At 43.1% G+C, this 21,016-nt stretch carries 24 protein-coding genes and 1 riboswitch; of the genes, 12 read left to right on the plus strand and 12 right to left on the minus strand.

The window, feature by feature from the left end; all coding sequences use genetic code 11:
* Positions 1–81: 81 nt before the first annotated feature.
* Positions 82–777 (plus strand): glutathione S-transferase family protein, encoded by a 696-nt coding sequence (locus tag OAG1_RS12050; RefSeq protein ID WP_338621450.1) that lies wholly within the window; start codon positions 82–84, stop codon positions 775–777.
* A 67-nt stretch (positions 778–844) separates the two neighbouring features.
* On the opposite strand, the gene OAG1_RS12055 is transcribed toward OAG1_RS12050, so the two are convergent.
* The 3 genes from OAG1_RS12055 to OAG1_RS12065 all read right to left on the minus strand — a co-directional run bounded on the left by OAG1_RS12055 (position 845) and on the right by OAG1_RS12065 (position 2,726).
* On the minus strand, positions 845–1,345 hold the full coding sequence (locus OAG1_RS12055) for a YbhB/YbcL family Raf kinase inhibitor-like protein (RefSeq protein ID WP_338621451.1): 501 nt from the start codon (positions 1,343–1,345) through the stop codon (positions 845–847).
* Positions 1,346–1,487: 142 nt separating this feature from the next.
* The gene (locus tag OAG1_RS12060) at positions 1,488–2,294 is read right to left on the minus strand and encodes a helix-turn-helix transcriptional regulator (RefSeq protein WP_338621452.1); all 807 of its coding nucleotides are present in this window, start codon (positions 2,292–2,294) and stop codon (positions 1,488–1,490) included.
* Positions 2,295–2,330: 36 nt separating this feature from the next.
* Positions 2,331–2,726, minus strand: coding sequence for a cupin domain-containing protein (locus OAG1_RS12065; protein ID WP_338621453.1), 396 nt, complete (start codon positions 2,724–2,726; stop codon positions 2,331–2,333).
* A gap of 168 nt (positions 2,727–2,894) precedes the next feature.
* On the opposite strand from OAG1_RS12065, the gene OAG1_RS12070 reads away from it, so the two are divergent.
* Positions 2,895–3,365: a CreA family protein gene (locus OAG1_RS12070; RefSeq protein ID WP_338621454.1), complete on the plus strand. Its 471-nt coding sequence runs from the start codon at positions 2,895–2,897 to the stop codon at positions 3,363–3,365.
* A 117-nt stretch (positions 3,366–3,482) separates the two neighbouring features.
* Here the strand turns inward: OAG1_RS12070 and nagE are convergent, their stop codons facing one another.
* Positions 3,483–4,925, minus strand: coding sequence for an N-acetylglucosamine-specific PTS transporter subunit IIBC (gene nagE, locus OAG1_RS12075; RefSeq protein ID WP_338621455.1), 1,443 nt, complete (start codon positions 4,923–4,925; stop codon positions 3,483–3,485).
* 284 nt (positions 4,926–5,209) lie between these two features.
* Here nagE and nagB point away from each other — a divergent pair, with 284 nt between their 5' ends.
* The 4 genes from nagB (at position 5,210) to OAG1_RS12095 (ending at position 10,035) form a co-directional block, all read left to right on the plus strand.
* Entirely contained in the window at positions 5,210–6,007 is a 798-nt protein-coding gene (nagB, locus tag OAG1_RS12080) for a glucosamine-6-phosphate deaminase (protein ID WP_338621456.1), read from the plus strand.
* 9 nt (positions 6,008–6,016) lie between these two features.
* A complete protein-coding gene (gene nagA / locus OAG1_RS12085) occupies positions 6,017–7,153 on the plus strand; it encodes an N-acetylglucosamine-6-phosphate deacetylase (protein ID WP_338621457.1) in 1,137 nt (378 codons plus the stop codon).
* Between the two features lie 8 nt (positions 7,154–7,161).
* The gene (locus tag OAG1_RS12090; RefSeq protein WP_338621458.1) at positions 7,162–8,379 is read left to right on the plus strand and encodes an ROK family protein; all 1,218 of its coding nucleotides are present in this window, start codon (positions 7,162–7,164) and stop codon (positions 8,377–8,379) included.
* A gap of 117 nt (positions 8,380–8,496) precedes the next feature.
* Complete coding sequence (locus OAG1_RS12095; RefSeq protein ID WP_338621459.1) at positions 8,497–10,035, plus strand: EAL domain-containing protein; 1,539 nt, start codon at positions 8,497–8,499, stop codon at positions 10,033–10,035.
* A 136-nt stretch (positions 10,036–10,171) separates the two neighbouring features.
* Here OAG1_RS12095 and OAG1_RS12100 read toward each other — a convergent pair whose 3' ends face one another.
* Genes OAG1_RS12100 through OAG1_RS12110 form a run of 3 tightly spaced genes read right to left on the minus strand, consistent with a single transcriptional unit; the run spans position 10,172 to position 12,877 of the window.
* The gene (locus OAG1_RS12100; RefSeq protein WP_338621460.1) at positions 10,172–10,414 is read right to left on the minus strand and encodes a FeoC-like transcriptional regulator; all 243 of its coding nucleotides are present in this window, start codon (positions 10,412–10,414) and stop codon (positions 10,172–10,174) included.
* On the minus strand, positions 10,395–12,653 hold the full coding sequence (feoB, locus tag OAG1_RS12105) for a Fe(2+) transporter permease subunit FeoB (RefSeq protein WP_338621461.1): 2,259 nt from the start codon (positions 12,651–12,653) through the stop codon (positions 10,395–10,397). Before feoB ends, OAG1_RS12100 begins: the two co-directional genes overlap by 20 nt.
* Positions 12,650–12,877 (minus strand): FeoA family protein, encoded by a 228-nt coding sequence (locus OAG1_RS12110; protein WP_152782511.1) that lies wholly within the window; start codon positions 12,875–12,877, stop codon positions 12,650–12,652. The genes feoB and OAG1_RS12110 overlap by 4 nt, the downstream gene beginning before the upstream one ends.
* A 201-nt stretch (positions 12,878–13,078) precedes the next feature.
* Between OAG1_RS12110 and OAG1_RS12115 the strand changes: the two genes are divergently transcribed.
* The 3 genes from OAG1_RS12115 to OAG1_RS12125 all read left to right on the plus strand — a co-directional run bounded on the left by OAG1_RS12115 (position 13,079) and on the right by OAG1_RS12125 (position 14,612).
* A complete protein-coding gene (locus OAG1_RS12115; RefSeq protein ID WP_016401080.1) occupies positions 13,079–13,411 on the plus strand; it encodes a translation initiation factor in 333 nt (110 codons plus the stop codon).
* 33 nt (positions 13,412–13,444) lie between these two features.
* Positions 13,445–13,620: riboswitch (yybP-ykoY riboswitch) on the plus strand.
* A 13-nt stretch (positions 13,621–13,633) separates the two neighbouring features.
* Positions 13,634–14,188, plus strand: a complete 555-nt coding sequence (locus OAG1_RS12120; protein ID WP_016401081.1) for a TMEM165/GDT1 family protein — start codon at positions 13,634–13,636, stop codon at positions 14,186–14,188.
* Between the two features lie 64 nt (positions 14,189–14,252).
* Positions 14,253–14,612 carry a glutaredoxin gene (locus tag OAG1_RS12125; RefSeq protein WP_152782505.1) on the plus strand — a complete coding sequence of 120 codons (360 nt, stop codon included), beginning with the start codon at positions 14,253–14,255 and terminating at the stop codon, positions 14,610–14,612.
* A gap of 49 nt (positions 14,613–14,661) precedes the next feature.
* On the opposite strand, the gene fadR is transcribed toward OAG1_RS12125, so the two are convergent.
* On the minus strand, positions 14,662–15,378 hold the full coding sequence (fadR, locus tag OAG1_RS12130) for a fatty acid metabolism transcriptional regulator FadR (protein ID WP_016401083.1): 717 nt from the start codon (positions 15,376–15,378) through the stop codon (positions 14,662–14,664).
* A gap of 246 nt (positions 15,379–15,624) precedes the next feature.
* On the opposite strand from fadR, the gene nhaB reads away from it, so the two are divergent.
* The gene (gene nhaB / locus OAG1_RS12135; RefSeq protein ID WP_016401084.1) at positions 15,625–17,196 is read left to right on the plus strand and encodes a Na(+)/H(+) antiporter NhaB; all 1,572 of its coding nucleotides are present in this window, start codon (positions 15,625–15,627) and stop codon (positions 17,194–17,196) included.
* A 51-nt stretch (positions 17,197–17,247) separates the two neighbouring features.
* On the plus strand, positions 17,248–17,757 hold the full coding sequence (gene dsbB / locus OAG1_RS12140) for a disulfide bond formation protein DsbB (RefSeq protein ID WP_338621462.1): 510 nt from the start codon (positions 17,248–17,250) through the stop codon (positions 17,755–17,757).
* A 55-nt stretch (positions 17,758–17,812) separates the two neighbouring features.
* On the opposite strand, the gene OAG1_RS12145 is transcribed toward dsbB, so the two are convergent.
* From OAG1_RS12145 to OAG1_RS12160, 4 genes are read right to left on the minus strand one after another with little or no spacing between them, the layout of a single operon-like run.
* Positions 17,813–18,268, minus strand: a complete 456-nt coding sequence (locus OAG1_RS12145) for a YcgN family cysteine cluster protein (RefSeq protein WP_016401086.1) — start codon at positions 18,266–18,268, stop codon at positions 17,813–17,815.
* Positions 18,261–18,926: a fumarylacetoacetate hydrolase family protein gene (locus tag OAG1_RS12150; protein ID WP_338621463.1), complete on the minus strand. Its 666-nt coding sequence runs from the start codon at positions 18,924–18,926 to the stop codon at positions 18,261–18,263. The genes OAG1_RS12145 and OAG1_RS12150 overlap by 8 nt, the downstream gene beginning before the upstream one ends.
* Position 18,927: 1 nt before the next feature.
* On the minus strand, positions 18,928–19,893 hold the full coding sequence (locus OAG1_RS12155) for a lytic murein transglycosylase (RefSeq protein WP_016401088.1): 966 nt from the start codon (positions 19,891–19,893) through the stop codon (positions 18,928–18,930).
* Positions 19,894–19,903: 10 nt separating this feature from the next.
* Entirely contained in the window at positions 19,904–20,191 is a 288-nt protein-coding gene (locus OAG1_RS12160) for a YcgL domain-containing protein (RefSeq protein ID WP_040307002.1), read from the minus strand.
* Between the two features lie 113 nt (positions 20,192–20,304).
* On the opposite strand from OAG1_RS12160, the gene minC reads away from it, so the two are divergent.
* On the plus strand, positions 20,305–21,009 hold the full coding sequence (gene minC, locus OAG1_RS12165) for a septum site-determining protein MinC (RefSeq protein WP_016401090.1): 705 nt from the start codon (positions 20,305–20,307) through the stop codon (positions 21,007–21,009).
* Positions 21,010–21,016: the final 7 nt, after the last annotated feature.

The following is a 21,016-nucleotide window of genomic DNA, read 5'->3' on the forward strand; positions in this document are numbered from 1 at the left end:
CCTAAATAGATAGCGAATAAAATTCGTCTTTTTCTCATCAGGTTCGTCTTATAAGTAATTCACCAATACGATGAGAACATCATGATTAAAATTGTTAGCTTTAAAATTTGCCCATTTGTTCAGCGCGTCACCGCAGCTTTAGAAACTAAAAACATAGCTTACGAGATTGAATACATTAGTTTGAAAGACAAACCGCAGTGGTTTTTAGATATTTCACCTAATGGGCAAGTTCCCGTTCTAGTAACAGAGAACAATATTGCGTTATTTGAGTCAGACGCCATTATTGAATACATCGAAGATGAATTTGGTTCCATTGAAGCTGATGTTACTAACGAGCAGCTAGCCATGGATCGTGCATGGAGTTACTTAGGTTCAAAGCACTATATACTCCAGTGCGGCACAATGAGCAGCAAAGACAAAACCACCTTTGAAGAACGCAGTGAGAAATTAGTTAAAGCCTTTACCAAAGTAGAAGAAAAGTTGTCTGGAACAACGGTGTTCTTTAAGTCTAACCATGTAAGTAAAGTTGATATCGCTTGGCTACCGCTGTTGCACCGCGCAGACATTATCAAACGAAAAACAGGCTTCGACTTATTAGAAGGCTTACCCAAAGTCCAAGCTTGGCAACTCAACTTGTTAGCTACAGGCATTGCTGTGGCAAGTGTCGCGCAGGATTTTGAAGAGCAATTTAGCGACTTTTATCTTACTAATACTTATCTAGCTGGCTATACCAAAAGCAAAGCTAAGGAGGAACCTGTGGGTCTTACCGCCTGTTAGCGAGGGTCGCATTAATCGTTGCTCTTAGATTCATCGCTAAGAGCAACAGTGCAGCAAACAAACTCGATTATTCACGCTGGTATAAAGCTTCAATGGTGCTCGACTCTAAGGTATTGGCATTAATCATATACCCGGCCAAAGCCCCCGATGCTCTTGCTGGTAAATCTAATTTTTCAACCGATAAGGCATGCAAGGTAAATCGGTAGCGATGAATACCATGTCCTTTGGGAGGGCAAGCTCCGCCAAATGCCTCAACACCATAGTCATTCTCAATCTGACGGCTACCACTCGGTAGTATCTCTGATTCGACGCTACCGGCATTACTTGCCAAGGAACGGGTACTTAAGGGGATATTAACTACCTGCCAATGCCACCAGCCACTTCCGGTAGGTGCATCTGGATCATAGGCAGTAATGGCAAAGCTTTTGGTGCCTTTAGGTGGATTTTTCCAGGAAAGCTGCGGTGACATATTCCCCCCAGAACAACCAAACCCAACAAACTCGTGCTGCTTGCTCATTAGCTCTCCATGGCTAACGTCATTACTCGACAAGCTTAGACTCTCAGCCATAGCTATGTTGCACCCGATTAGTGAAAAGAAAACAGTTGCGGCAGATAACGCTCTCATAATAAATCCCTTAAACAAATAATGAGGAGTCATCATAGAACTTACCTAATTACATAATTAGCGCAAAAACCGTCAAGTTATCGCCTTATTCGTTCATTCGGGTTTTTCTTAATTCTCGAGGGGTTAGGCCGAAGTGTGCTTTAAATTTGTCGGTAAATCGAGATTGCGAGTGGTACCCACACTGCTCTGCTATTAAACCTATCGGCTCGACACTGGTTTGTAATAAATGCAGAGCCAAGCTCATACGAGAACGATCTTTAATTGCTTGTACACTGCTACCTTCAAGCTTGAGCTTACGGCGCAATGTAGATTCGCTCATCGCCAGCTTTTCGCAAATGGCTGTGGTTGATAGATCTTTAAAACCACTTTGCGTAAACAACTCGTGCAGCCGATGCGATACTTTGTTTTTGCTTCGCATCATAGCCACTTGTTGATAACCAAGGTGATAAAGTAAGGTCAATATTTCTCGCTTCCTTAAAGACAATATCTGCTGATTTGCCCAACTACTGCATTCAACAAACTGTTGTAAACTTTGCCTTAATGGGACTGGTATTTTGTCTGCAAAATATTCTTTATCCGGCTGCTCTCCAATCGGCAATTCTTCAAAATCTTGGTAATCAAATTCAATTAACAAAGCGAAATACAACTTAGCCTTCGGAATATTTCGCATGTTTATGGCTGGGCTGTCCGACAGAAAAATAAAATGGTCGGCCGGACAGTTAATTTTATTGTCGCCCCCAAGTTGCTTGTCTCCGCTTAACACCACAATCAACAAGGGTTTGCTAATAGGTACATTGTGCAATTGCTGTTCTAACACCGAGGAATAAACCGAAAAAGGCAAATCACTCGATTGTTGCATCGCTTTTCTAATACTAAAAAGCAGCTTATCCATTGCTGGCATCCTTGATTAATGAACTAGCAAGCAAGCTTATTGGCTGAAAGTTGGCTTAGTTACTTGGTGAACGGTTGGTTGAGGCGTTACCGTCATTACTTTTACCGCTTCGGGTGTTTCAAAGCGGTGCCATTGATTTTGCGGAACCACCACTAATTGCCCTGCACTTAGCGAGATACGCTGTTCTCCCTCTTCCTGTAACAAAATAAGCGAGGTAGAGCCTTCGATAATTTGAACAATTTCATCACCTTCTGAATGTCGCTCCCATTCGCTATTGCCAGCATAATGGCCAATGTAGATGCCGCCATTGCGATATGCAGATAACTCAGAAAATGCGCCTGCTAACTCTTCTGCTGTAGACTCCGGCCGACGCTCACTTACAAAACGAAGTTGTTTAAATGCTTCCGATAAGGTAATCACTTTTATAGGCATAATTATTCCTTGAAAAGCTGCCAAATCAAACTTCGCTAGAAAGTGCATAACATCATGAAATTTGCAGCTACTGTAAGTTAATAGCAATTAACGTTATTTGCTAAATGCGTCCAAGCTTAGTAGCGTACTAAGATACTGTAACGAGACATAAATTAAAGAAGTGATTTTATGAAAAAGATCCTTAGTACCATTCTGGCCTGCGCCCTACTCACTGCTTGTGATAGCAATGAAGTCGCCGATGTATCTTTAGGCTTACTTACCACCAAAGACATTAAAATCAGTGTATTGAAGGATCCGTTAATCGACGGAGTGACCTGTCACATCGCTAATGTAGAAGCCGATCTAGACTTTGCAGACCCCAGCGATATGTCTATATCCTGTCGCCAAACTGGCGAAATCACTCCAGCGATGTTAGCTAACATTGATAAAAGCAAATCTGGTGAAGTGGTGTTTAAAAAGTCGAAAAGCATTTTGTTTAAATCACTCAAAATACGTCGAATTTTTGATGAAGAATCACAAACCCTAATGTATTTGTCTTACTCAACCAAAGAAACATCGGGCAGTTACAAACATAGCTTGTCTACAGTACCGCTATGGGGAACCAAAGCCTTTGCCGAACCTGCTGCAATAACTCAGTAACCAATATCAAAATCAATACAAAGTAGTAACAAAAAAGGCCCTCTAATGAGGGCCAAACACTATCACCACAATAGCAGTTAAGGACGACTGCTTTTTTTTGCTCTTTTCTTTGTTCTTTTATTTGGCCGCCAATAACTTCAGCTCATTGGCAACAAATTCTACGTGTGGACCAATCACCACTTGTACCGCCGTTTTACTTGGAATAATAACGCCAGGTACATGTTTTTTAAGTTCATTTACATTTACTTGGTCACTGTCTTTCACTTCTAAGCGAAGACGCGTTGCGCAGTTATCTACTAGTACTACATTGTCGGTACCACCTAACATGGTTAGTACTAAATCAGCTGTATCACTGTGCGAACCACCTACACTTAAGCTAGCTTCCTCTTCAGTGGCATCTTCACGCCCCGGCGTTTTTAGGTTCATTTTGATGATCATAGTTTTGAAAACAAAGTAGTAAACTGCGAAGAATACTAAGCCTTGTGGAATCAACATGTACCAGTTGGTAGCAAGCGGATTGCGTGATGACAACACCATATCAACCAAACCAGCACTAAAGCCAAAGCCCGCCATCCATTGCATAGACGCAGCAATAAACACCGAGATACCAGTAAGTAAGGCGTGTACAACGTAAAGTACTGGAGCTACAAACATAAAGGCGAACTCGAGCGGCTCTGTTACACCGGTAAAGAACGAAGCAGTAGCTGCGGCAATCATAATTGATGCAACTTTAGTTTTGTTCTCAGCTTTAGCGGTGTGATAGATAGCTAGCGCCGCCCCTGGTAATCCAAACATCATAATCGGGAAGAAGCCCGCCATGTAACGGCCTGTTTCCCCTGGCACAGCATCAGAAGCAACACTCAAGAACTTGCCTAGGTCGTTGATGCCGGCCATATCGAACCAGAACACAGCATTTAGTGCATGGTGAAGGCCAATTGGAATGAGTAAGCGGTTAAAGAAGCCGTAGATACCCGCGCCTACCGAGCCCATACCGGTAATACTCTCACCAAAAGTAACTAGGCCACCAAAAATTAACGGCCACAGGTACATTAATACAAAGGCCACCACAATACCGGCTACCGAGGTAAGAATAGGAACTAAACGCTTACCACTGAAGAAGGACAACGCTTTATGCAGCTCAACTTGATAAAAACGGTTATACAGCTCGGCCGCCATAATACCGCTGATAATACCTACAAACTGGTTTTCGATTTTAGAAAACGCCAGTGTGCTTGCGTCATTTAGCGTTACCAAGCCAATTTGTTCTACGGCTCCCGGAGAAAGCAAAGTGGTTATTACCATGTAGCCAACAAAACCGGCTAGCGCAGCAGCACCGTCTTTGTCACGAGACATACCATAGGCAATACCAATAGCAAACAGTACCGACATGTTGTCGATAATAGCAGCGCCAGATTTAATCAAAAATGCAGCCAGCGCGCTATTACCGCCCCAGCCGTTCGGATCAATCCAATAACCTATTCCCATTAAAATGGCTGCTGCTGGTAGCACAGCAACGGGCACCATTAAGGCTCGACCAATTTTTTGTAAATAGCTAAACATAGTATCCCTCGTTATGGTTATTAATAACCAAGTTCAATTTTCCAGTAGCGTTTGCCTATTCGAGCTTGGTGCATCATTGGTTATTTGGTTGATTAATGATCCGCCAAGAACTTAATTCGCAGTGTAAATAATAAAAATTCACACGCAAATAAAGAACCGCAAAAATGTGACGCAGACACGAACAATAGAGACTAAAACAGGCTATTTATCACAAAATATCGAAAACTTATTTTTCAAAGAGAATTATATTGCTAAACTAAGCCTAAATTTAGTGGAGAACGATCATGAGATTAATACCATTACTCGACAAAAACCAAGTAGGACGATGGTCTGCCCTTTATATCGCGGAGAAAATTAAGTCCTATAAGCCCACAGCTGAGCGCCCATTTGTATTAGGTTGCCCTACTGGAGGTACGCCGCTAGCTACTTATCAACACTTAATAGAACTGCATAAACAAGGTGAACTAAGTTTTGAGCACGTTGTAACGTTTAACATGGATGAATATGTTGGGATCCCAAGTGACCATCCAGAAAGCTACTACAGCTTTATGCACAACAATTTTTTCTCGCAGGTAGACATACCAGCAGAGAACATTAACTTGCTCGACGGTAACGCCGAAGACTTAGAAGCAGAATGCGCCAGATACGAAGCCAAAATTAAACAATACGGAAAAATAAACTTGTTTATGGGTGGCGTAGGTGTTGACGGACATATCGCTTTTAACGAACCGGCATCGTCTTTGGCCTCTAGAACGCGGGTTAAAACCCTTACCGAAGATACCCGTATGGTAAATTCACGCTTCTTCGACAGCTTAGAACAAGTGCCAAAACTGGCGCTCACGGTAGGAGTAGGAACTCTCCTTGATTCAGAAGAAATTCTTATATTGGTGACCGGACACAACAAAGCCCAAGCGCTAGAAGCCGCGGTAGAAGGCAGCGTTAACCACCTTTGGACTATTTCTGCCCTACAACTTCATCCTAAAGCGATGATAGTATGTGACCAACCTTCCACTATGGAATTGAAAGTAAAAACAGTACGTTACTTTCATGAGCTGGAAGCCGAAAACATCAAGAATATTTAGGATAAGCCAATGATGTACGCCCTAACCAATGCACTAGTGTTTGATGGTTGTGAATTGCTAAACGGCTATTCGGTGCTTGTTGATAACAACAAAATCAGTTCAGTGGTGCCTAACCAACAAGTATCGCCACAGATTAGCAGCATAGACTTAAATGGCTCGGTACTTTGCCCAGGTTTTATCGACCTACAGCTAAACGGTTGTGGCGGAGTAATGCTTAATGGCGACTTCTCTAGCACCAACTTAGAGCGTATGCATCAAACTAATTTAAAAAGTGGTGCGACTAACTTCATGCCTACCCTTATCACCACCAATGATGAGGAAATGGAGCAAGCAGTTACCGTTTCTAGAGAACATAGCAAAAATAGCGGCACAGTTAACTTAGGGCTTCACCTAGAAGGACCCTACTTAAGTGTTGATAAAAAAGGCATTCATAGCGAGAAGCTGATCCGCCAACTTAACCAACAACGATTGCGCTTTTTGCTCGACAATCATGACGCGGTTAAAAAGGTTACCCTTGCGCCTGAGCAGGTTGAGCTAGCTAGCATCTCCGCACTTAAAGAAGCAGGCATATTAGTCTCTTTAGGTCATACCAACGCAAACTACCAGCAAGCAAGTGACGCCATTAATGCTGGGGCTGGCTTTGCCACTCATTTGTTTAATGCCATGAGCCCAATGACCGGGCGAGAGCCAGGTGTGCTTGGCGCTATATTTGACCACAACCTCTACGCAGGCATCATCGTAGATGGCCACCATGTATCAAACGCCAATGTGCGCATCGCAAAACGACTATTGCGCCACAAGCTATGTTTAGTTAGTGATGCAACCGCTGCAGCTGGTGCCGATATAAGCAGCTTTGATTTTGTTGGACGTAAGATCACAGTTCAAGATGGGATTTGCTTTGGCGATGATGGTACACTCGGCGGTTCTGCTTTAACCATGATTGAAGCAGTAAAAAACTGCGTACAATCAGTAGGTTTATCTCTTCGAGACAGTTTAAGAATGGCTTCTTTGTACCCAGCAACCGCAATTAACAGGGATCACGACTTAGGCAGAATCAAGGCAGGTTACGCCGCAAACTTAACCGCATTTGATCAAGACTTTAATGTCACCCTTGCAATTAGCGATGGCCAATTGACTCAGTTTTAATCAAAAAGATGAATGACAAATTAATCGTAAATGTAGATAAAGTTAAGCAGGTAAATACTGCTGCAGTATATGGCATGATTGACCAACAAGGGCCAATCTCGCGGGTAAAGATTGCGGAGCAGAGCCAACTAGCTCCGGCCAGTGTGACAAAAATTACCCGCCAACTGCTAGCAACAGGCTTAATTAAAGAAGTTGCCCAACAAGCCTCCACCGGGGGGCGTCGCGCTATTTCTTTAATGGCTGAGCAAGGCAGTTATTACTTTATCTCGGTACGATTGGGTCGCGGAGCTTTAGATATTTCACTGTTTGATTTAAGCGGTGTATCTCATGCCCACGACAAACTCTCAGTAAAGGAACTTGAGCAAGATCCGTTAACCAACGAGTTACTCGACAAAATTGCCAGCTTTATTGAACAGCATGTTAGTGAACAAAATCAGCTTATTGCGGTAGCCGTAACCTTGTCAGGCTTAGTTAATCCTGGTGAAGGCATTGTGGTTTATACCCCACATTACCAACTACGCGATTGCCCATTAGGTGAAATGATAGAGAGCCGTTTTGGTTTACCCGCTTATATCGGTAACGACACTCGCGCGATGGCTTTAGCCGAACATTACTTTGGCGCGACCAAAGACTGTTTAGACTCGATACTTATTACCGTGCACAGCGGTACTAGCGCGGGCATCATTGTTAATGGTCAGGTATTTATGAGCCAACACCGCGATGTTGGCGAAATTGGTCATATTCAAGTCGATCCATTAGGTCAGAAATGCCAGTGTGGTAATGTTGGTTGCCTGGAAACTATTGTATCTAACACCGCCATTGTCGCTCGTTTGCAAGCGCTTATTAAACAAGGCAGCCCAAGTATTCTGGAAACTGGCTTTACCATAGAAGACGTATGTTTTGCAGCTAAACAAGGCGACATGTTATGCCGACAAGTACTGCAACGTGTTGCCACAGTATTGGGTAGCAGCATTGCGATTTCCATTAACCTGTTTCACCCACAAAAAATTGTATTAGCGGGTGAAATAATGGCCGCTGAAGAAATTTTATTACCCACCATCAAGCAATGCATTCAACATCAAGCCTTAAGCTCTTTTGCTGATGCCTTGCCAGTGCAAGCGGCACACTTTCAAAATAACCCAACCATTGGTGGCCTAGCACTCGTGAAGCGTGCCCTACTCGACGGCAGCTTGTTAATCCGTTTAATCAATCAAAAGCCGGAATAAGCATTCAAATATAGCCCAATAACTAATCTAGAAAATGGAACTTAAAACACTGTAAAGCATAGGAATGATTGATGTTTTTATGCTTTACTTGTGAGGTCTATGCAAAAGGATTGGTTAATGCGGATATTCTCACCTCGAGCTGTTGTAATCAGCAGCGGATTTTTCACCTGCGCTCTGATGGTTTACATTGCCTTAATGCTACTTTCAGCAGATATTAGTGAAAGCCAACGCCGCTACGCCCACAATACTATTTCCCTCACTCAAACAGTCATTTATGATTCCCTTCAAGCTTTAGACGACCTAGAAAAGCTAGATATAAATGATTGTAGTGAAGCTTCCCTCACTAAGATGCGCCAAACTGTATACTTAAGTAGTTATATTCGCGATGTAGGCTTACTAGAAGACGATCGCCTTCTTTGTACTAGTGTTGGCGGCTTACTCGAAGCGCCAGTAGCTTTAGATCCTCCGTCTTTTTCTACCTCACTAGGTTTTGATATTTGGCTTAATACACAGCTCATCATATTTGATTATCTGCATTCTGGAGTGGTGATTCGCAGGGGCGACTTTAATGTGGTGATCGATAACAGTACCTTTGCGCCGCTCGAATATGGTGATAATCAATGGGAGTTAGTATCGAACAGGAGAGAAAATGCCATTCACCTCACCGGCACCCAAGGTATATATAAAGACACCGACACCTTGGTTTATGAGGAAGTCACCGACAACTATCACTATTTTCACAGCTGTAGTGAAAACTACGATTTTTGTATCGCCCTAAGCCTTTACAATTACACGCTTATTAAAAACAAAACTTGGTTTTTATTCTTCTCGTTAATGTTCAGCCTTGCCTTTGGGATTTTAGCAAGCATCTGCTCCGAAACATTATTTAAGCGTCACAGCAGCACCAACGCTCGACTTCGTCGAGGTTTACGTAAAAAGCATTTTTATTACCAAATTCAACCTTTGGTGGACTTAAAAACCAAACGAGTGATTGGCGGTGAGGTATTGGCGCGCTTTAAGGACCCGCTCGGCGAGCTTTATCCAGACCAATTTATTGGTGAGATCCGAGCCTTAAAACTCACTTGGCCGTTTACTTTATTGGTGATGAAAAATGCGCTAAAGGACTTGCAAGCCAGCGGTGTAATCCAAAGTGATTGCAAAATTAGTTTTAATATTTTCCCTAATGACGTTGAAAACAACAACATCAACGAGTTAAAAAACTTACAAGAGGTAAAAGACTTCGCAGGCAACATAACCTTAGAGATAACCGAAGACTTGCAACTAGACAGCCTGGTAGCAAACCAAAATATAAACCAAGTCATTAAACAAGGTTTTGAAGTTGCCATTGACGACTTTGGTACCGGCTACTCTAACCTTGCTCAACTAAAAAACTTTCGCTGCCAATACTTAAAAATAGACAAAAGCTTTGTATTTGATTTAGAAGCCGGCTCTATCCGCTCTTCGCTAGTGCCACACATGGTAGATATTGCTCATAAGTCCGACTTAAAAGTAATTGCCGAAGGCATAGAAAATATTATGCAGAGCAAAGTGTTAGAAGATTTAGGTGTTGAATATGGTCAAGGCTGGATGTTTGGCAAACCAATGCCTGTGAAGCAGTTTGTCGAAGCTTATCAACGCACCAACAAGCCAGAATAAGCGCTTAACCTATATAGCCGGCTAAGATAGATAACTTCAACTTAGTGGCTTTGGTGGAGCAATTAAAATAGTCACAAAACCACAAAAAAAGGACAACTCACTGTTGTCCTTTTTTGGTCTAAGTTTAGGTATAGATTTAGCAGGTTACGCCAATGCTATTGTCGTTTTGCCAGTAAAGCTGCCACTGCTCTTCACTAGCGCTACAACCGCAGCCTTTATTACATGAGCCGAGTTTAACAATTCGCAACTTATGGCGCTTAACCCATGGCTGTAGCATAGCTAGCGCGGCGTCATCGCTAAGCGAAAAATGCTTAGCGACTTGGTTTAACAACACACCGGGGGTCTCTTCAATATAGCTTTTAAGCGCTTGTAGTATCATAGTGCTCAGCCTTTTGACGCTTTAAAAACAGTACCCAAACACTTAGTACAATAACCATTGCCAATAACAATACACTGGCTGAAATGGGTGTTTGTTGCCATGTTGCCGCTTGGTAATAAATAGTTGCGGTGCAATAAGCTAACAAGGTCGACCATACACCAATCAATCTTGCCCATTTTAATCCAAGCTCTTTGACCAAAGCGCCCATCGCCGCTGCACAAGGCATGTACAACAAAATAAACAACATAAACGATACAGCTGAAGCTTGGCTAAAGTGTTGAGACAACTGTGACATAGTGCCTAGATCTACTTCATTGATTTCTGCAGCGCTAGCTACATCTTCAGCTTCTTCAATAGCAATGCCCAGCGGATCGCCATAATTAAGGTCGTTAAAGTTATCAACAATGCTTTGACCGGCTTCTTGGAAACGGCCTAAGTAAGTCCATGCTTCAGCCTCTTCTTCAGGATCTGCATATAGACTGTTTAAGGTGCCAATTACCGCTTCTTTAGCAAACAGGCCGGTTACAATTCCTACAGTGGCTGGCCAGTTATCTTGCTCGATGCCCATGGGGCCAAATACCGGCGTAACAAACTGGCTAGCGCGGGCTAATATGGAGTGCTCTTGACCTTCAGCATCCAACTCACCGCCGGTACCAACGTGATTAAGAACACTTAATATCGCTACCACTAAAACAATGGTTTTACCGGCGCCAACAATAAAGCCTCGCACTTTTTGCCAAGTAAGCAATAGTACCCCAAACACTGTTGGGAACTGATAGTCTGGCAGCTCTAATACCGAGTCTTGAGCTGTGCCAGGTAGCAGAGTGTACTTAAGCAGCAAACCGGTAATAATCGCGGCGATAATGCCCACAATATAAAGAGCAAACACCATGTTCTGCCCTTGCTCGGGGAAAAACGCAGCAACAAACAAGGCATATACTGGTAAGCGTGCACCACAAGACATAAACGGACTCATTGCTGAGGTAAGCACCCGTTCACGGTGTTTTTCTAATACTCGAGTAGCCATAATGGCCGGCACGGTACAACCAAAGCCCATTAGCATTGGCACAAATGCTTTACCGGGTAAGCCGATAACTTGCATAGCGCGGTCTACAACAAACGCTGCACGCGCTAAGTAACCTGAGCTTTCTAACAAGGCTAAAAACAGATACAAACAAGCAATTACAGGAATAAAGGTTGCTACGGTTTGTATGCCTACCCCTACTCCGCTCGCCAATACAATGCTCGCCCATTCTGGCGCGCCAATACTGGCCAACAGTTCGCTCACGCCATCAACAAAAATAGTACCCACTGTAATATCGAAAAAATCGATAAACACCGCACCACCGTTAATGGCAAACATGAACATTAGGTACATAACACCTAAAAAGGCCGGGATACCTACCCAACGGTTAAGCAATACTTTGTCCAGTTGCTCAGAATAATCTCGGCTAAGCTGGCCTTTCTTACTGATACAGCTTTGGGTAAGTTGGTAGATAAAGCTATAGCGGCTGTCAGCGAGCTCTAAATCAACGTCAGTTGTTGTAAATTGGCCTAGCGCTTGGCCCACATCTAGCTGTAAATCAGGGTCTAGTTGCTCGTTTAACCATGGATCATGCTCAATTAAGCGCAGAACTTGCCCTTTGTTTAAGCCAAGCTTTTGCTGCCACTCGGTGGTAAAGGCTTCAATTTCCGATGGGTATTCCAAGCTTAAAGCGGGAGCTTGCTGGGCTTGCTGCATTAATTTAGGCAAGTTGCGCTTAAAATCATTCACTTGCTTTTTAGAGGTGGCTGACAAGCACACCACAGGCAAATTAAACTGTTCGCTAAACTGCTTCACCTTAATATTAAGTAGCTTGGCTTTAGCTGTGTCCATTTTATTTAGCACCAACACCACTGGTAAGCCAAGCTCTTTAAGTTGAATGCTTAAATATAGGCTACGCTCCACAGCGCTAGCATCAATCACGTTAATTACTAGGTCGAGGGGCTCAGACTGCAAAAACTCGCAAGCAATCCGCTCATCTAGTGAGCTTTTATCAAGCTGCGGATCAATGTTGTACACACCGGGTAAGTCTACGACTTCTGCTTGCCAGTCGGCTAGGCGGATCCAGCCAGACTTTTTGTCTACAGTTATCCCGCTAAAGTTACCTACTTTTTGTTTACTGCCCGTTAAAGCGTTAAACAAGGTACTTTTACCGCTATTAGGATTACCTACGGTGGCTATCATATGTTTGTTCATAGACTATCCACCTCAATCGCTTTTGCTTGGCCATTACTTAGCGCAAGGTTGATTCCAGGTGCAGATACTTGGATAGGATCCCCAAGTGGAGCGCGCCTTACAATGGTTAAGGTCGTGTTAGGTAAAATACCCAACGACATAAGCTTTTTGCGCATTGCGCGCGGTAAGCCATTTAAGCTCAATATTTGCGCCTTTTGACCAGTGGCTATTTCATCCAATGACATGGAACCTCCATACCTAAGTCTAAATAATAATGATTTTCATTTGATTTCATTGTGCGACACACATCACTGTTCCGTGTTGATCTAAATCAAACGCTTATAGATAGCTTTGTATTTTTGTGAGAAATATTTATCGCTATTTTTTGAAACCGTCTGAATAAATACGCTACCATCAGCACAACTTACGTATAAGGTAGATTGAAGATGTCATTCAAAGACCAACTTTCGCAACTGGTTTACTCAACAGACCAAGGCCGCATTGAACCAGAGCAGCAAGCTGAACAAGTGCCTGAAACAGACGGTACTATTAAGCTGCGTAGAGAAACTAAAGGCAGAAAAGGCAAAGGGGTTACCTGCTTAACAGGTTTTGGTTTAGCCGAAGCAGAATTAAAAACCTTATGTAAAGACATGAAAAAACATTGCGGCGTAGGTGGCAGCGTTAAAGATTACGTTATCGAGATCCAAGGTGACCAACGCGACAAGCTAGAGGTTTGGCTTAAGCAGAAAGATTATAAAACTAAACGCATCGGTGGCTAAACCATTGCCTTTAGTGGGGCTTTTGGGTATATTCAGCGCGCTTTTGGGGAGTAGCTGCTCATATCAATAAGGTATGGGGCATTTATCAACATACTTAGTGCTCATCACTATGGTAAATGCAGCCTTTATTGGCCTAGCAAGACCAAATGCACATTAACGCCATAAAGAGGTGAGCTGCGTTGTGTGCATTGGTTTATCTGCTCGCCTCATACAAGAAATCCAATGGAAGCTTTATTCACTTCAATTACTGCCGTAGCCATTGCCGAGATAGGCGATAAAACTCAACTGCTTGCTCTTCTGCTCGCCTGCAAATTCAAAAAACCTCTGCCAATTATTGCCGGCATTATTATCGCAACTCTACTTAACCATGCAGCCGCAGCTTGGTTTGGCTCGTTAGTGCAGCAATGGCTAAACCCTGAGATTTTGCGTTGGTTAGTTGGCTTCTCATTTATTGCCATGGCACTTTGGGTATTAGTGCCAGACAAAATAGATGAAGACGATAACAAACTACTCAAATACGGCCCCTTTTTGGCCTCGCTCATCTTGTTTTTTATTGCCGAGATTGGCGACAAAACCCAGGTTGCGACTGTGATTTTAGCAGCCAAGTATGACTCAATGTTTATGGTAATTACCGGCACTACCATCGGAATGTGCCTAGCCAACGTGCCAGTAGTGCTGCTGGGTAAGCTTGGCGTAGAGAAATTGCCTATGACTCTAATTCATCGTGTTACTGCTATTTTGTTTTTGGTGCTGGGCATTACTACATTGGTGTTTTAGTAAGGCTTTTGCTGAGCACTGATTGTGTTAAACTCAGCCGCAAATTGTTAGCAAGGTTGTAATAATGAAACTAGTTCGTTGGATTTTAGGCCGCATTATATTGTTACTTAACGCAGTATTTTCTCCTAAGGGCGTAAAAAGAAGTGCTGAGGAGCAGGCGGTAATTGATCAAAAAACCCAAGGTTTACACCTTTATCAGTTGCCGGCTTGCCCATTTTGCGTAAAAGTACGTCGCTCGATGAAACGTAATGGTTTAAGTATTGGCTTACGCGATATTAAGGCGCAGCCAGAATATCTTGAAGAGTTGGTGGCCCAAGGCGGTTCAAGAAAAGTGCCTTGTCTACGCATTGAAAATGGCGACAAAGTAGAATGGTTATACGAGTCTAACGACATCATAAACTACCTAGAAGCCAAGGTAGCTTAAAACCAAAAAGCTCCGCAATGCGGAGCTTTTTACTATTAGCAGCTAAAACTTAGTCTGCTTCCATAATATCACTTGGCATGGTTTCACGCAGGCGCTTCCACACTTCACTAGTAGCAATACCGTAACTACGCACTACTTGCAGCGCTTTATCGTGTTCGCCGCTATCGGCCAAGGTGATGAGCTCTTGATAGAAATTATCAACTAAAGTACGAGCTTGAGGGTCGTCAAAGTAGTATTTACCAACGCTTTGATACATGCCTCTAAAGCCATTTAAAATAAGCGCGTATAAAGGATTGCCCGACGCAAAAGATAAGCCGTGTAACACTTGATAATCAAACTCAGCGTAAGCTTCGCCAGTTTGTTCAAGTTGTTTGTATTGCTCGATAAGTTGGCGACTTTTCTCGGGATTGTTTTTTAGGGCACCACGAATAAAAATCACACTAATGTTGGTTCTTGCTGATAGCAGTTGCTCAAACAACTCTGGCACACCATCGGTATCTAATCGGGCTAAGGTTTCCAAAATATTAAGCCCTGCGGTTTCCCAAAAGTTGTTCACCTTAGTGGGTTTGCCGTGCTGAATAGTTAACCAACCATCACGCGCTAATCGCTGAAGCACTTCACGCAAAGTGGTGCGGGTTACACCTATTAACTCAGATAATTCTCTTTCGGCGGGTAAAATTGTGCCAGGAGCAAAACGGTTATTCCAGATAGATTCAATGATGTATTGTTCTGCGAATCCCGCTGGACTTTTTGCTTTAATTACCATTATTTACTCAGTCTATTTTCGTTTTTATTGTATCGATAATAACAAACCATTAACTAAAGCTAAAGCAAGTGGTTTGAGCTCAAACCTCCAAATTTGAAAATCTCTTGACTATTTTTATCGACACTTGAATAAATTTGATATTTTCGGTTGTTCAACTACCAAAGCCGCGTGAGATCACATACAATCGCGCACGAGTTTTCGTAGGGGAAACTCGACCTGCCATTTGAACAACAATGAGATTTCAGGATGAATACTAGTCTTTCTAGTGCTTTTGCTAAGAATTTTCTTGGCAATGCACCTTTGTGGTATAAAAAAGCCATTGTTTTATTTCTAATCATTAACCCCATCGTTTTCTATATCAACCCGTTTGCTGCAGGTTGGTTACTCGTTATCGAATTCATTTTTACTCTTGCGATGGCGTTAAAATGTTACCCGCTTCAGCCGGGCGGCTTGCTAGCCATTGAAGCAGTAGCAATAGGCATGACATCCTCTGAAACCGTTAAACATGAATTAGTCGCCAACTTCGAAGTAGTGCTGCTATTGATCTTCATGGTGGCCGGTATTTTCTTCATGAAACAACTGCTGTTGTTTGTTTTCACCAAGATGCTTATCAAAATTAAAGACAAAGCCATTTTGTCTTTAGCCTTTTGTGCAGCCGGCGCCTTTTTATCAGCTTTCTTAGATGCCTTAACCGTAATTGCTGTAGTCATTAGCGTAGCGATTGGCTTCTACAGCATTTATCACAAAGTGGCATCTGGCAAAGATTTTCACCAAAAACATGACCACACTGGCGATGATTTAAGCAGTGATGACTTAGAAGGCTTTCGCGCATTCTTACGTAGCTTAATGATGCATGCGGGTGTAGGTACCGCATTAGGTGGCGTATGTACCATGGTAGGTGAACCGCAAAACCTGATCATTGCAGACCAGTCTAGCTGGCAGTTCTTCGAGTTCTTCCTGAGAATGGCACCGGTATCTCTACCTGTTTTAGTATGTGGTTTAATTACGTGTTTTGCGTTAGAAAAAATTGGCAAGTTTGGCTACGGTAGCCAGCTACCAGTAAATGTTCGCCAAATTCTTACCGACTACGATAAACATGAAGATCAAAAACGCACTAACCGTGACCGCGCTAAGCTAATTGTTCAAGCAGTTATTGCTGTATGGTTAATCATTGGTCTTGCACTGCACTTAGCCGCTGTGGGCTTAATTGGTTTATCGGTAATTATTCTTGCTACTTCATTTACTGGCATAACTGAAGAGCATCAGCTAGGCAAAGCCTTTGAAGAGGCCCTGCCATTTACTGCCTTGTTAGCAGTGTTTTTCTCTATTGTTGCGGTAATTATTGACTTAGAACTATTTAAACCAGTGATTCACTGGGTATTGTCGATTGAAAACGAAGGACAACTAGTTGCTTTCTATATAGCAAACGGTTTGCTATCGATGGTCAGTGACAATGTGTTTGTGGGCACGGTTTATATCAACGAAGTAAAAACAGCTTGGTTGGAAGGACAAATCACCCGAGATCAGTTCGACATGTTAGCGGTAGCGATTAACACCGGTACTAACCTACCGTCGGTTGCCACGCCAAACGGTCAAGCGGCCTTCTTATTCTTACTTACGTCGTCGTTAGCACCATTATTACGCTTATCTTACGGCCGCATGGTTTGGATGGCGCTGCCTTATACCTTTGTACTTGCTGGTGTTGGTTTACTGTGTGTGGAATACGCGCTTATTCCTGCGACTCAATACTTCTACGATATGGGTTGGATCAGCCATCACGTTGCGGGAGCCGCATCAGCGGTTTCTGCTGGACATTAAAAATAAAAACGGCGATGCTTGCATCGCCTTTTTTTATCGGAGTTTCTGATTATGCTCAACTTTTTAAGCAGCATGCCGTACCAACGTAAACCTTGGTTTCTGCTTTTTATTGGTAGCTTATCACTAGAATTGTGTGCCCTATTCTTCCAACACGTAATGAAGCTCGACCCTTGTGTTATGTGTATTTATGAGCGTGTTGCCATGTTTGGCTTAATGTTCGCTGGTCTCATTGGATGGATAGCCCCGCAAAACCTTATTATTCGCTTAACAGCATTTGGAATGTGGATAGTAAGCGCAGCTTGGGGCTTGCAGCTGGCTATTACTCACACCGATTATCAAATGAACCCTAACCCATTCGCGACGTGTGACTTCTTCGCTAACTTTCCGGAATGGGCGCCATTAGATAAGTGGGTACCTTGGTTATTTAACCCAACAGGCTTCTGTGACAAAATTTCATGGATGTTCTTGGGTTGGTCTATGCCACAGTGGCTCATCTTGATATTTGCGGTGTTCTTGGCTGCAGGTGTGTTGTTTTTTGGCCTACAATGGCGCAAAAAATAGCTCACATTAAAAAGCCCGCTTTAAGCGGGCTTTTTATTTGTGCCAATAACCAGAACTACTCACATTCATCTAAAGGCCAACGCACAATATAATCTTGAGAAGGGCCGGTTAATTGTGTTTCGCAAACAATCTTACCGCGTACCGATGCCCCTCGTTTATGCATTTCAGAGGCTTTGCCTTTATTAAGCAGCGGATGCCATTGTGGCAAAGGTTTACCTTCAATCAAACGCTTATAAGCGCAACTTGGCGGCAGCCAATGAAAGGCATCAATATCATCTAAGCTTATTTTTACGCAGTCGGGCACTTTAGCAAAACGGTTTTCATAATCACTGCATCGACAGCTTTTACTATTAAGCAATACACATGCGATGTTGGTGTAATAAAGCTCATCGGTGTCTTCGTCTATCAACTTCGACAAACAACATTTTCCGCAGCCGTCACACAATGACTCCCATTCTTGGGCATTCATCTGCGCCAAGGTTTTGGTTTCCCAAAATCTTACTTCACTCACTTATTACAACCTCTGTTTCTAGCTCTATATCGGCAACGGTTAATGCTAGTTTATCTCCAGCTTCTAAAGGCCCAACACCAGCAGGAGTGCCAGTAAGTAGCACATCCCCCGCTTGTAGACTAAAGCACTGAGAGGCTTCAATTAACAACATCTCAATGGTGCGGATCATTTGTTGACTACTGCCCTGCTGTTTTACTGCACCATTTTGTTTTAGCTGCAAGCTAACGTCATCTAATTCACTTAAGCAAGTAATTGGCTTAAAAGCGCTAAGCACACAGCTGTGATCGAAAGCTTTGGCTCGCTCCCAAGGATGACCACGTTGCTTTAGCTCTAGTTGAATATCACGAAGGGTTAAATCTAAGGCCGCAGCGTAACCCCAAACTGCATCATTTAGCTCAGCTTTAGAGGCATTTTTTAGCGGTTTGCTAATTAACAATGCTAGCTCTAATTCATAGTGCACAGCTCCCAAACCTTTGGGAATAGCAACACCATTATCAAAACTTACAAAGGCACTAGGTGGCTTGTTAAATAGCACTGCTTGTTTAACCGGAGCGCCACCCATCTCTTGCATGTGCGCAACATAATTTTGCCCAACACATACGGCTTTGCTAGGCCTTAGCGCTATTACATTGCCTTCGTGATCAACATGCTGATACATATCAAAACACCGGTGGGTAAGAAATACGGTCAGCCAAGGTGCCAACCGCAGCCACGAAATAGTGTGAACGATTCCATTTCATTAGCACCCGATAGTTATCATAAGCGAGGTAGGCACGACCTTGCGCATCATCAGGTTGAACAATAGAAGCGCTAATATCACGTGTAGGTAAATCACTTCCATCGTAACGGCGAACGCCTAGAGCTTGCCATTCGGCTAAAGTTTTAGTGATTTTCAATCCAGAATTGCTGACATCATAATCTTTAGGAAGCTGAACTTGGCGACCCCAGGTTAGATCATCACTCCAGCCGCTTTGCGCCAAATAATTTGCAGCAGAGGCTAAGGCGTCGGCGGTATTGTTCCAAATATCGCTATTACCATCGCCGTCAAAATCTTGCGCGTAAGCGAGAAACGAGCTTGGCATAAACTGCACTTGGCCCATTGCCCCGGCCCAAGAGCCCTTCATTTTGTTGGGCTCAATATGTCCGGCATCTAAAATACGAAGCGCATTCATTAGTTCTTTTTTGAAAAACGCTTCGCGGCGCCCTTCAAAAGACATGGTTGAAAGCGCAGACACTACATTGTAGTTGCCAGTAAACTTACCAAAATTAGATTCTACGCCCCATAAGGCAATGATAAATCGAGGCTGTACCTTATACTTTTTTTCTATCTCTTTTAACAAAGGGTAATGCTTTTTGTATAAAGCCCGCGCTTGTTGCACCTTCCAATCGGGAACGGCTCGCGGTAAGTAAGTGTCTAAGGTAAGTTTAAACTCAGGTTGCTGCTTATCTGCCTTTACCGCACGTTGGTAAAATTTAGTATTAGCAAAAGCTGCATCAATGGTTTGCTGAGATATCCCCTGCTCTGCCGCTTCTAATTTAAGTTGTTCAACGTAGTTATCAAAGCCCGGTTCAGCGTGTAACGAGAAGGCAGCCGAGAAGAGCACCGCACTGATAATTTTTTTCACTAACGTCCCCTTATTGTTTATTTTTAGCTTTAGCCTGGGCGGCCAAATGCTGTTTAAGATAATTCTCTGGAGGTGGTGGTAGTTGTAAATAGTAGCCTTGTTCTTTAAACGCGGCTTCTATGGCGTCGATTTTTACACTAGCAAAATCTTTTGTTGGTCGTTTAGGCACCAACATAACTAGCTCCTTAGCGCCCATTAATTCAATTAACGAGGCCGGAACTTTCGAAAAATCGTCTTTCTTCTCAATATAGAGATAAGTTTGCTGTTTTTTGAGACTTTTATAGACTGCACAGAACATGAAAATGTTAGTATCCTAGGCACTGATCAGGTTATGCTAAAACGCAGACTATATCAGAATATATGGTGTAGCGTCATCGCTCGTATACAAATGTAAAAAGGAATCCGCTGTTCATGTCCGGACAGGAAATAGAGTTTAAAGGGACAAACTTTACCCTTTCAGTCGTTTACTTAGGAAAAAATGATTTAACGTCATTAAATAACAAACTTATGGAGAAGGTGGCACAAGCCCCGCAGTTCTTCAATTGTGCACCTATCGTAGTAAATATTAGTGAAGTGGATGATGCGTTTGACTTCGACCAACTTAAAGAAGTAGTTGAAGCTCAAGACTTTGTATTAGTGGGTGTAACTGGCTGTAAAACCGCTGAGCAAAAAACCGCAGCTCGTGCTGCCGGCTTGGCAGTGATGACCAGTGGCTCACAACAAGCTACTGCTAAACCAAGCAAACCAACAGAAGAAAAAGCCCCCACACCTCCCGCTGCTCCTTCGGTAGTTCCCAGCAAAATAGTTCGTGGTCAAATTCGCTCTGGCCAACAAATTTATGCACAAAATACCGACTTAGTAGTGATTGGCTCCGTAGGAAATGGAGCCGAAGTAATCGCCGATGGCAACATACATATATACGGCGCGTTAAGAGGCCGAGCCATCGCAGGCGCAAGTGGTAGAAAAGACAGCAAGATTTTCTGCCAAAACTTGCAAGCAGAACTTATTTCAATTGCTGGTGTTTATATGCTGCATGAGCAAATCGGCGAGCATGCCGATTCTCCGCAATGCATTCAGATAGAAGACCAGCAAATCGTATTTGGTAATTTAAGTTAACCCCGTT

The sequence above is a fragment of the Agarivorans sp. OAG1 genome, assembly GCF_037076485.1.
Taxonomy (GTDB): Bacteria; Pseudomonadota; Gammaproteobacteria; order Enterobacterales; family Celerinatantimonadaceae; genus Agarivorans; species Agarivorans albus.

What these genes read in the sequence shown, in the direction of transcription:
- OAG1_RS12160 (WP_040307002.1), bottom strand. Translation starts at nt 20,191, where the DNA reads ATGTTCTGTGCAGTCTATAAAAGTCTCAAAAAACAGCAAACTTATCTC.
- OAG1_RS12125 (WP_152782505.1), top strand. Translation starts at nt 14,253, where the DNA reads ATGAAACTAGTTCGTTGGATTTTAGGCCGCATTATATTGTTACTTAAC.
- OAG1_RS12150 (WP_338621463.1), bottom strand. Translation starts at nt 18,926, where the DNA reads ATGTATCAGCATGTTGATCACGAAGGCAATGTAATAGCGCTAAGGCCT.
- OAG1_RS12095 (WP_338621459.1), top strand. Translation starts at nt 8,497, where the DNA reads ATGCGGATATTCTCACCTCGAGCTGTTGTAATCAGCAGCGGATTTTTC.
- nagB (WP_338621456.1), top strand. Translation starts at nt 5,210, where the DNA reads ATGAGATTAATACCATTACTCGACAAAAACCAAGTAGGACGATGGTCT.
- OAG1_RS12110 (WP_152782511.1), bottom strand. Translation starts at nt 12,877, where the DNA reads ATGTCATTGGATGAAATAGCCACTGGTCAAAAGGCGCAAATATTGAGC.
- nagE (WP_338621455.1), bottom strand. Translation starts at nt 4,925, where the DNA reads ATGTTTAGCTATTTACAAAAAATTGGTCGAGCCTTAATGGTGCCCGTT.
- nhaB (WP_016401084.1), top strand. Translation starts at nt 15,625, where the DNA reads ATGAATACTAGTCTTTCTAGTGCTTTTGCTAAGAATTTTCTTGGCAAT.
- OAG1_RS12115 (WP_016401080.1), top strand. Translation starts at nt 13,079, where the DNA reads ATGTCATTCAAAGACCAACTTTCGCAACTGGTTTACTCAACAGACCAA.
- OAG1_RS12120 (WP_016401081.1), top strand. Translation starts at nt 13,634, where the DNA reads ATGGAAGCTTTATTCACTTCAATTACTGCCGTAGCCATTGCCGAGATA.
- dsbB (WP_338621462.1), top strand. Translation starts at nt 17,248, where the DNA reads ATGCTCAACTTTTTAAGCAGCATGCCGTACCAACGTAAACCTTGGTTT.
- OAG1_RS12100 (WP_338621460.1), bottom strand. Translation starts at nt 10,414, where the DNA reads ATGATACTACAAGCGCTTAAAAGCTATATTGAAGAGACCCCCGGTGTG.
- minC (WP_016401090.1), top strand. Translation starts at nt 20,305, where the DNA reads ATGTCCGGACAGGAAATAGAGTTTAAAGGGACAAACTTTACCCTTTCA.
- fadR (WP_016401083.1), bottom strand. Translation starts at nt 15,378, where the DNA reads ATGGTAATTAAAGCAAAAAGTCCAGCGGGATTCGCAGAACAATACATC.
- OAG1_RS12055 (WP_338621451.1), bottom strand. Translation starts at nt 1,345, where the DNA reads ATGGCTGAGAGTCTAAGCTTGTCGAGTAATGACGTTAGCCATGGAGAG.
- OAG1_RS12070 (WP_338621454.1), top strand. Translation starts at nt 2,895, where the DNA reads ATGAAAAAGATCCTTAGTACCATTCTGGCCTGCGCCCTACTCACTGCT.
- OAG1_RS12065 (WP_338621453.1), bottom strand. Translation starts at nt 2,726, where the DNA reads ATGCCTATAAAAGTGATTACCTTATCGGAAGCATTTAAACAACTTCGT.
- OAG1_RS12050 (WP_338621450.1), top strand. Translation starts at nt 82, where the DNA reads ATGATTAAAATTGTTAGCTTTAAAATTTGCCCATTTGTTCAGCGCGTC.
- nagA (WP_338621457.1), top strand. Translation starts at nt 6,017, where the DNA reads ATGATGTACGCCCTAACCAATGCACTAGTGTTTGATGGTTGTGAATTG.
- OAG1_RS12060 (WP_338621452.1), bottom strand. Translation starts at nt 2,294, where the DNA reads ATGGATAAGCTGCTTTTTAGTATTAGAAAAGCGATGCAACAATCGAGT.
- OAG1_RS12090 (WP_338621458.1), top strand. Translation starts at nt 7,162, where the DNA reads ATGAATGACAAATTAATCGTAAATGTAGATAAAGTTAAGCAGGTAAAT.
- feoB (WP_338621461.1), bottom strand. Translation starts at nt 12,653, where the DNA reads ATGAACAAACATATGATAGCCACCGTAGGTAATCCTAATAGCGGTAAA.